Source organism: Streptomyces sp. NPDC031225, assembly GCF_055570355.1.
This window is the reverse complement of the sequence record NZ_JBVIHJ010000013.1, coordinates 80,380-87,639: the sequence shown is the minus strand read 5'-3', so window position 1 is coordinate 87,639 and position 7,260 is coordinate 80,380. Positions and strand designations below refer to the sequence as shown.

Here is a 7,260-nt window from a genome sequence, read left to right as displayed (position 1 = left end):
AGACAAAAAGAGCCACCGACAGGCAACACACAGCGCACCCCCCCCCCCCCCCCCCCCCCACCGCCCCCCCCCCCCCCCCCTCGCCCGATCATCGCGCCGGATGCGCGGCGCAGATCTCGGCGGTGTCGGGCAGGCCGGTCAGATCCAGCAGGGCCACCTGGCACAACTGGAGCCGGCTCAACCCGCCCAGTTTGGTGCGCAGGTTCGCGACATGGAACTTGACCGTGCGCTCGGCTATCCCCAACGACCTCGCGAGTTCGCCGTACTCCTCGGCGAAGACGAGCAGCCCGAAAATCTGGCGCTCCCGGTCGGTGAGGGTGGGCAGACGGAAAAGTGCCGTACCCAGGATCTCGCGCAGTGATTCCGGCAGCCGGCACAGCCGACATGTGTTCGGCATCAGGTCGTCCCGGATCGGCTCAGGTCCGCATAGTCGGTTCAGGTCAGTTCGGCCGCCAGCAAGAGCCGGCTCTCCAACTGTTCCTTGGCCAACGACAACGCCCGCTTGTTCTCCTCGATCAGCCGACGCTGGTAGGCGGTCGTCACCGCGTAACACACTCCTACGAAGTCGACCCGCTGCTTGCAGGCCACATCGGCCTTGGCCGCGGTGACTGCTCTCGAACCGGACAGGTTCGACTCGGTGAGGCCCAGTTCCTTGACGGCGTTGGCGGGTTCCGTGAGCTTGTATCCCGCCTTCGCCATACAGGACGACCAACGCCTGTCGACCGCGCGGATCCGGGAGTCCTCGCGTGCTCTGGACTGGGCCTCGCTCTTGAGGTTGAACACGAAGAGGATGTCGACCTCGTTCGCCTTGCGCGCATAGAGCTTGAGGTAGGACTCCCGGACGCAGCCGCCGACGGGCACCCGCTCCCCGTTCAACGTGACGTCGCTGCCACCGGACTTCTCGGCCTCCTCCAGGTTCGTGGGTGCGTCGGCCGGGTCGAGATCGTCCTCGCCGCTGAGCGCGAGCTGCTCCTTCTCGGACAGTGACCCCGTGGTCGATCGCACCGGGGCGTTCGCCATCGCGGGATTCAGGTAGCCGTACCTGGCGGCCGTGCCCTGGTCGACCAGGCCGAAGACTCGTGCGTTCGCCTCACTCGCGGAGACGGCGGGCCGCTCGGGAGCCTGGTAGGTGAAGCCGAGGCGGGCCATGCACCGGCTGGTGAGGACGCCCTGGGCCCGCGCGAGTGTGGTCTGCTGCTCGGTGGTGGCCTCGTAGGCGTCCAGCGGGAAGCTCAGGTCGGCGGTTCCGAGCATCGCGGGCGTGGAGCCCGCTGTTGGTCCGGTGCTCCCACCGGAGCCGTCCGAGCCACCGACGGAACAGCCCGTCAGGGCGAGGACGGCGCCGAGAGTGGTCACACTGAGCCGGTTCATTGGTAGTAATAGCTCGACGAGATCTCGTTCTTGAAGGTGGAGGTGGCGTCGCCGATGTAACCGGCAGGGAGATCGCCCCGAGTGCCCTCGTGGAACGTGTCCGTGTAGACGTACCAGGTTCTGTTGTCGCGATTCCAGTACGACGCCGTGTTGTCGTTCACCGTCTGCCCCTCGCCGGGGCAGTTCACATAGGTTGGGCGGTCCTTGAACTTGTTGTCGGTGAAGTCGTTGTCCCCGGCGTCGAGGTCGAAGACACAGCCGCCCCGGTTCGAGTTGTAGTAGAGGCCGAACTCACCAGCCTCCAGAATGCCGTCGTCCTGGTCTGCGGCCGCCGCCGGTCCCGCGGTGCCCAGTGCGAGCCCCCCGATCGCGACCAGCGACACAGCGAGTGCCGAGGCACGTCGTACCGTTCTCCTGCTGTTCAACTCCGCCCCCTGTCTTATGCAATTGAATCATCAAGATCCTGCAAAGCAAGAGTGAATCAAGGCGGAAAGTGATCGTCTACTGTCCCTGGGGACAGTAGACGATCACTTTCGGACGGTCCTAGGATCATTCAGCGCATGGCCACGAGAGCCCGTATGCACAGCGGTGCTCCGCGCCCCCCTCGCACGTCGAGTTGGCGGATGACGAGGCCGCGTTCAAGACAGCCGAGTTCCCCGCCATTTGTGAGAAGTGCTCTCCGGGTTCGGACGGTGACACAGCGGCTGAACCCCGTACGCCGGAGCGACGACGAAGGATGGCGACGACGCGAAACAGGGGTCGCAGAGGCGGACCAGTTGACGGAAAGGGACCCGGCCCGGCCAACGGAAACCGACGCCGCCCGGGCAGGTGACCGCCCACGGAGGCCGAGGCGCCCTCACTCGACGTGCTGACCGCCCCCTGGAGCATTACAGGCGCCGCCCCACCTGCAACCAACCTCCCGATCGGCCTCCCGACAGGCCTACTCGCCGGCCTCTGTCCGGCTGCAGCATGCGTCGAACCCGGTGTAAGCACTGCGCCGCTGAGCACTCTGTCAGCCACGGACCGGCGGCCCGGCGCAACGGAATCGGTGATCTTCGCTCGCAATAGTGAACATCACTCCGCTGGTTGGCATATTCGATTTCCTTCGCCCTAAGTTCCGCAGCGGAGGTGGTTCACATGATCGAACCCAGCAAGCGGCCCGAGGCGGGCAAGAGGCATGAGGCTATCGACGTCGGCGACTTCGTCTACGCGGCTACGGGAGCCCGGGTACGCAGGCTGACCATGCCGGACGGGGCACATTGGTTCCCGGCGGTGGATGTGTGCAGGCAATTGGGGCACACCAACGCGCAGAAGGCACTCTCCGATCACGTCCCGGAGGCCCAGCGAGAGTCTCTTGAGACCCTAACTGGAGGTTACGGTCTCAGCGTTCCCGCAGGTAGGGAGTGGCGCCGAGACCTGAACGTCATCTCTCTCCAAGGTCTGATCCTTCTGGTCAACGCCTGCACGAAGCCCGCCTGTCTGCCCTTCAAACAGTGGGCCGCCGAGGTGATCGAGACCGTCCAGCGAGAGGGCTCCTACACCCTCGAAGAAGCCGAGGTGCAGCCGTCCGAACCCGGTGCTCCCATCGCCTACGCCATGCCCGAGCAGGTCGCCGAGGCCATCGTCCGGCTTGAGGAACGCAACCTCCACGCGGACGAACAACTCGCCGTCGCCCAGCACAAGTCGATCGCGCTGCAGGAGGCGATTCTGGACACGCAGCGGGAAATGCTCGACATGCAGCGCGCCACCCTCGTCACGCAGCAAGCCATCGCCCTGGCAATGGAACGCATCGCGGACCGGTTCGACGCCTTTACTCTCGAACGCCCGGTATCCACCGCCGAATTGTCCGCCGAGCCGACCACCGAGTCCGTGCTGGCCGACTGGCGGCGCCGGCTGTCGGTGACGGAGGACGTCTGGACCGTGGCCGTCGTCATCGCGCCGGTGCTCGTCGAGGAGGGTGAGCTGCGGCAGCCGCTCGAAGTGATCGCGGCCCGGACCGGACTGTCCGTGCACCGCGTCAACGAATGTCTGCGGCTGTTGCACAAACACGCCTGTATCCGCTCGCAGGGCGCCTCGGAGGACGAGACTCCGGTGTACGTGCTCAACCGACGCTGACCGATCCGGTGAACGATCCGGCGAACGACTGAAGGGGCGGCCGCAATCCGAACTTGCGGCCGTCCCTTCAGCGTTGAACAACGTATCCGCTGCGCGCGGGTCACGCCCAGGTGATGAGTTTCTTCGGTTGTTCGAGGATCGCCGCCACGTCGGCCAGCACCTTGGAGCCCAACTCCCCGTCCACGAGACGGTGATCGAAGCTCAGCGCCAGCGTGGTGACCTGGCGGGGCTTGACCTTGCCCTTGTGGACCCACGGCTGGAGCCTGATCGCGCCGACGGCCAGGATCGCGGACTCGCCGGGCGGCAGGATCGGGGTGCCGGTGTCGACGCCGAAGACGCCGACGTTGGTGATGGTGACCGTGCCCCCCTGCATCGCGCCCGGGGAGGTGCGGCCCTCCTTCGCGGTCGCGACCAGCTCGCCCAGTGCCTCGGCCAGTTGCGGCAGCGTCTTCGCGTCGGCGTCCTTGATGTTCGGGACGATCAGGCCACGGGGGGTGGCCGCCGCGATGCCCAGGTTGACGTAGTGCTTGAGCACGATCTCCTGGTTCGCCTCGTCCCAGGACGCGTTGATGTCGGGGTGGCGCCGGATCGCCACGAGGAGCGCCTTGGCGATCAGCAGCAAGGGGTTCACGCGCAGTCCCGTGAACTCCTTGTCCTGCTTCAGTTCCTCGACCAGCTTCATCGTCCTCGTCACGTCCACCGTCACGAACTCCGTGACATGCGGGGCCGTGAAGGCGGAGCCGACCATCGCCAGCGCCGTCGCCTTGCGCACCCCCTTGACCGGGACACGGGTCTCGCGGACCGAGTCGTACGACGCGGCGGGAGCCGCCGGGACCGGAGCCGCGACAGGGGCCTGAGTCACCGGCGCGGGTGCGGGCGCTTCGGCAGGGGCCGCCGCGTGCACGTCCTCGCGCGTGATGATGCCGTCCGGGCCGGTCGGGACCACCGTGGTGAGGTCGACGCCCAGGTCCTTGGCGAGCTTGCGCACCGGGGGCTTGGCGAGCGGGCGGGACTCCACCACGGGAGCCGCCCCGTGGCCGTTCAGCTCGGTACGGATCGCCACCGACGCCTGCTGGACCGGGACTTCGGGACCCTTGCGGGGCCGGCGCTTGGTCGAGGTGGTGGCCACGCCGTAGCCGACGAGGACCGGCTGGCGCTTCTCGGGTGCGGCGGGAGCCTCGGCGGGCACGGGGGTCTCGGCCGGCTGCTCCGGTGCCGCAGCGGTGCCGCCCGACACGTCCACGGCGATGATCGACGTGCCCACGTCCACCGTGGTGCCCTCGGGGAAGCGCAGCTCGCGCACCACCCCGTCGTACGGGATGGGCAGTTCGACGGCCGCCTTGGCCGTCTCCACCTCGCACACCACCTGGCCGTCGGTGACCGTGTCCCCGGCCTTGACGTACCACTTGAGGATCTCGGCCTCGGTGAGCCCCTCGCCCACGTCGGGCATCTTGAATTCGCGTACGGACGCTTCCGTCATCGTCGTCACGACCCTCTCCTCAGTACGCCAGGGCACGGTCGACGGCGTCGAGCACCCGGTCCAGGCCCGGCAGGTACTCCTCCTCCAGGCGGGCCGGCGGGTAGGGGGCGTGATAGCCGCCGACCCTGAGCACCGGGGCCTCCAGGTGGTAGAAGCAGCGCTCGGTGATCCGGGCCGCGATCTCCGCGCCCGAACCGAAGAACACCGGGGCCTCGTGGACCACGACCAGGCGCCGGGTCTTCTCCACCGAGGTCTGGATCGAGTCGAAGTCCAGGGGCGAGACCGAGCGCAGGTCCAGGACCTCCAGCGACCTGCCCTCCTCGGCGGCCGCGTCGGCGACCTCCTTGCAGAGCTTCACCATCGGGCCGTACGCGACGAGGGTCAGGTCGGTGCCCTCACGGACCACCTGGGCCTTGTGCAGGGGGCCGGGGATCGCCTCGGTGTTGACCTCGCCCTTGTCCCAGTACCGGCGCTTGGGCTCGAAGAAGATCACCGGGTCGTCGCTCTGGATGGCCTGCTGCATCATCCAGTACGCGTCGGAGGGGTTGGAGGGGCTGACCACCTTCAGGCCCGCCACGTGCGCGAAGAGCGCCTCGGGGGACTCCGAGTGGTGCTCCACGGCACCGATGCCGCCGCCGTAGGGGATGCGGACGACGACCGGCATCTTGACCTTGCCCAGCGAGCGCGCGTGCATCTTCGCGAGCTGGGTGACGATCTGGTCGTAGGCCGGGAAGACGAAGCCGTCGAACTGGATCTCCACCACCGGGCGGTAGCCGCGCAGGGCGAGGCCGATCGCGGTGCCGACGATTCCGGACTCGGCGAGCGGGGTGTCGATGACCCGGTCCTCACCGAAGTCCTTCTGGAGGCCGTCGGTGACCCGGAAGACGCCGCCGAGCTTGCCGACGTCCTCGCCCATGACGAGGACCTTGGGGTCGGTGTCCAGGGCGCGCCTGAGCGACTCGTTGATCGCCTTGGCCAGTGCCATGTTCGTGGATGTCACGTCTGCAGCTGCCATGATCAGGCCCCTTCCCCATCCGCGAACGACGCCTGGTAGGCGGCGAACTCGGCCCGTTCCTCGTCGACGAGCGCGTGTCCGTCCGCGTACGCGTGCTCGAAGAGGGCGAAGCGGTCCGGGTCCGGCATGGCACGGACCGCCTCACGCACTCGCCTGCCCAACGCCTCGGACTCGGCCTCCAGTTCCGCGAAGAATCCCTCGTCCGCGTGGTTTGAGGCCTCCAGGTACCGGCGAAGGCGCAGGATCGGGTCCTTCGCCTCCCATGCCTCGCGCTCCTCGTCGGCCCGGTACTTGCTCGGGTCGTCGGAGGTGGTGTGGGCGCCCATCCGGTAGGTGTACGCCTCGACGAGCGTGGGGCCCTCGCCGTTCCGGGCACGCTCCAGGGCCCACTTGGTGACGGCCAGCGACGCGAGCACGTCGTTGCCGTCGACCCGTACGCCGGGGAAGCCGAAGCCCTGCGCGCGCTGGTAGAGAGGGACGCGGGTCTGCTTCTCGGTGGGCTCGGAGATCGCCCACTGGTTGTTCTGGCAGAAGAACACGACCGGGGCGTTGTAGACCGCGGAGAAGGTGAACGCTTCTGCCACGTCGCCCTGGCTGGAGGCGCCGTCGCCGAAGTAGGCGATGACGGCCGAGTCGGCGCCGTCCTTGGCGATGCCCATCGCGTAGCCGGTGGCGTGCAGGGTCTGGGAGCCGATGACGATCGTGTAGAGGTGGAAGTTGTTGCTGTTCGGGTCCCAGCCGCCGTTGTTCACGCCGCGGAACATGCCGAGGAGGTTGGTCGGGTCGACCCCGCGGCACCAGGCCACGCCGTGCTCGCGGTAGGTCGGGAAGACGTAGTCGTCGTCGCGCAGGGCCCTGCCGGAGCCGATCTGGGCGGCCTCCTGGCCGAGCAGCGAGGCCCACAGGCCCAGCTCGCCCTGGCGTTGCAGGGAGGTGGCCTCGGCGTCGAAGCGGCGGGTGAGCACCATGTCGCGGTAGAGGCCGCGGAGCTCCTCGGGGGTGATGTCGGCGACGTACTTGTCGTACGTGGCGTCCTTGACGCGCTTGCCCTCGGGCGTCAGCAGCTGAACCAGTTCGGGCTTGGTGCTCGGGGACTTCCTCGTCCCGGCGCTGCGTCGCGGCTTGCGCGCGGCAGTGCTCTCCACGGTCACGTGTGCTCCTCCGTCGGTCCGGCCCTCGGGGTTGCCGGGAGCTGGGGGTCCCCCCAGCTCGTTCAGAGCCTGGGGAAGCGGCTCACCTGTTTCCGGCACCCGTGCACGGGGTGGGTGCCACCAGGCCG

At 68.0% G+C, this 7,260-nt stretch carries 7 protein-coding genes; 1 reads left to right on the top strand and 6 read right to left on the bottom strand.

Annotated features, from left to right (window positions below; genetic code table 11):
• Positions 1-88: 88 nt before the first annotated feature.
• The 3 genes from ACZ48Z_RS22765 to ACZ48Z_RS22755 are packed head-to-tail and all read right to left on the bottom strand — an operon-like array spanning position 89 to position 1,796.
• Positions 89-397: a helix-turn-helix domain-containing protein gene (locus tag ACZ48Z_RS22765; protein WP_468737684.1), complete on the bottom strand. Its 309-nt coding sequence runs from the start codon at positions 395-397 to the stop codon at positions 89-91.
• A 38-nt stretch (positions 398-435) separates the two neighbouring features.
• Positions 436-1,356, bottom strand: coding sequence for a hypothetical protein (locus ACZ48Z_RS22760; RefSeq protein ID WP_468737683.1), 921 nt, complete (start codon positions 1,354-1,356; stop codon positions 436-438).
• Positions 1,357-1,367: 11 nt separating this feature from the next.
• Complete coding sequence (locus tag ACZ48Z_RS22755) at positions 1,368-1,796, bottom strand: peptidase inhibitor family I36 protein (RefSeq protein ID WP_468737682.1); 429 nt, start codon at positions 1,794-1,796, stop codon at positions 1,368-1,370.
• A gap of 712 nt (positions 1,797-2,508) precedes the next feature.
• Here ACZ48Z_RS22755 and ACZ48Z_RS22750 point away from each other — a divergent pair.
• Positions 2,509-3,486: a BRO-N domain-containing protein gene (locus ACZ48Z_RS22750; RefSeq protein WP_468737681.1), complete on the top strand. Its 978-nt coding sequence runs from the start codon at positions 2,509-2,511 to the stop codon at positions 3,484-3,486.
• A gap of 100 nt (positions 3,487-3,586) precedes the next feature.
• On the opposite strand, the gene ACZ48Z_RS22745 is transcribed toward ACZ48Z_RS22750, so the two are convergent.
• The 3 genes from ACZ48Z_RS22745 to pdhA are packed head-to-tail and all read right to left on the bottom strand — an operon-like array spanning position 3,587 to position 7,132.
• Positions 3,587-4,975 (bottom strand): dihydrolipoamide acetyltransferase family protein, encoded by a 1,389-nt coding sequence (locus ACZ48Z_RS22745; RefSeq protein WP_468737680.1) that lies wholly within the window; start codon positions 4,973-4,975, stop codon positions 3,587-3,589.
• Positions 4,976-4,985: 10 nt separating this feature from the next.
• A complete protein-coding gene (locus ACZ48Z_RS22740; RefSeq protein WP_468737679.1) occupies positions 4,986-5,981 on the bottom strand; it encodes an alpha-ketoacid dehydrogenase subunit beta in 996 nt (331 codons plus the stop codon).
• Positions 5,982-5,983: 2 nt separating this feature from the next.
• Positions 5,984-7,132: a pyruvate dehydrogenase (acetyl-transferring) E1 component subunit alpha gene (pdhA, locus tag ACZ48Z_RS22735; protein ID WP_468737678.1), complete on the bottom strand. Its 1,149-nt coding sequence runs from the start codon at positions 7,130-7,132 to the stop codon at positions 5,984-5,986.
• Positions 7,133-7,260: the final 128 nt, after the last annotated feature.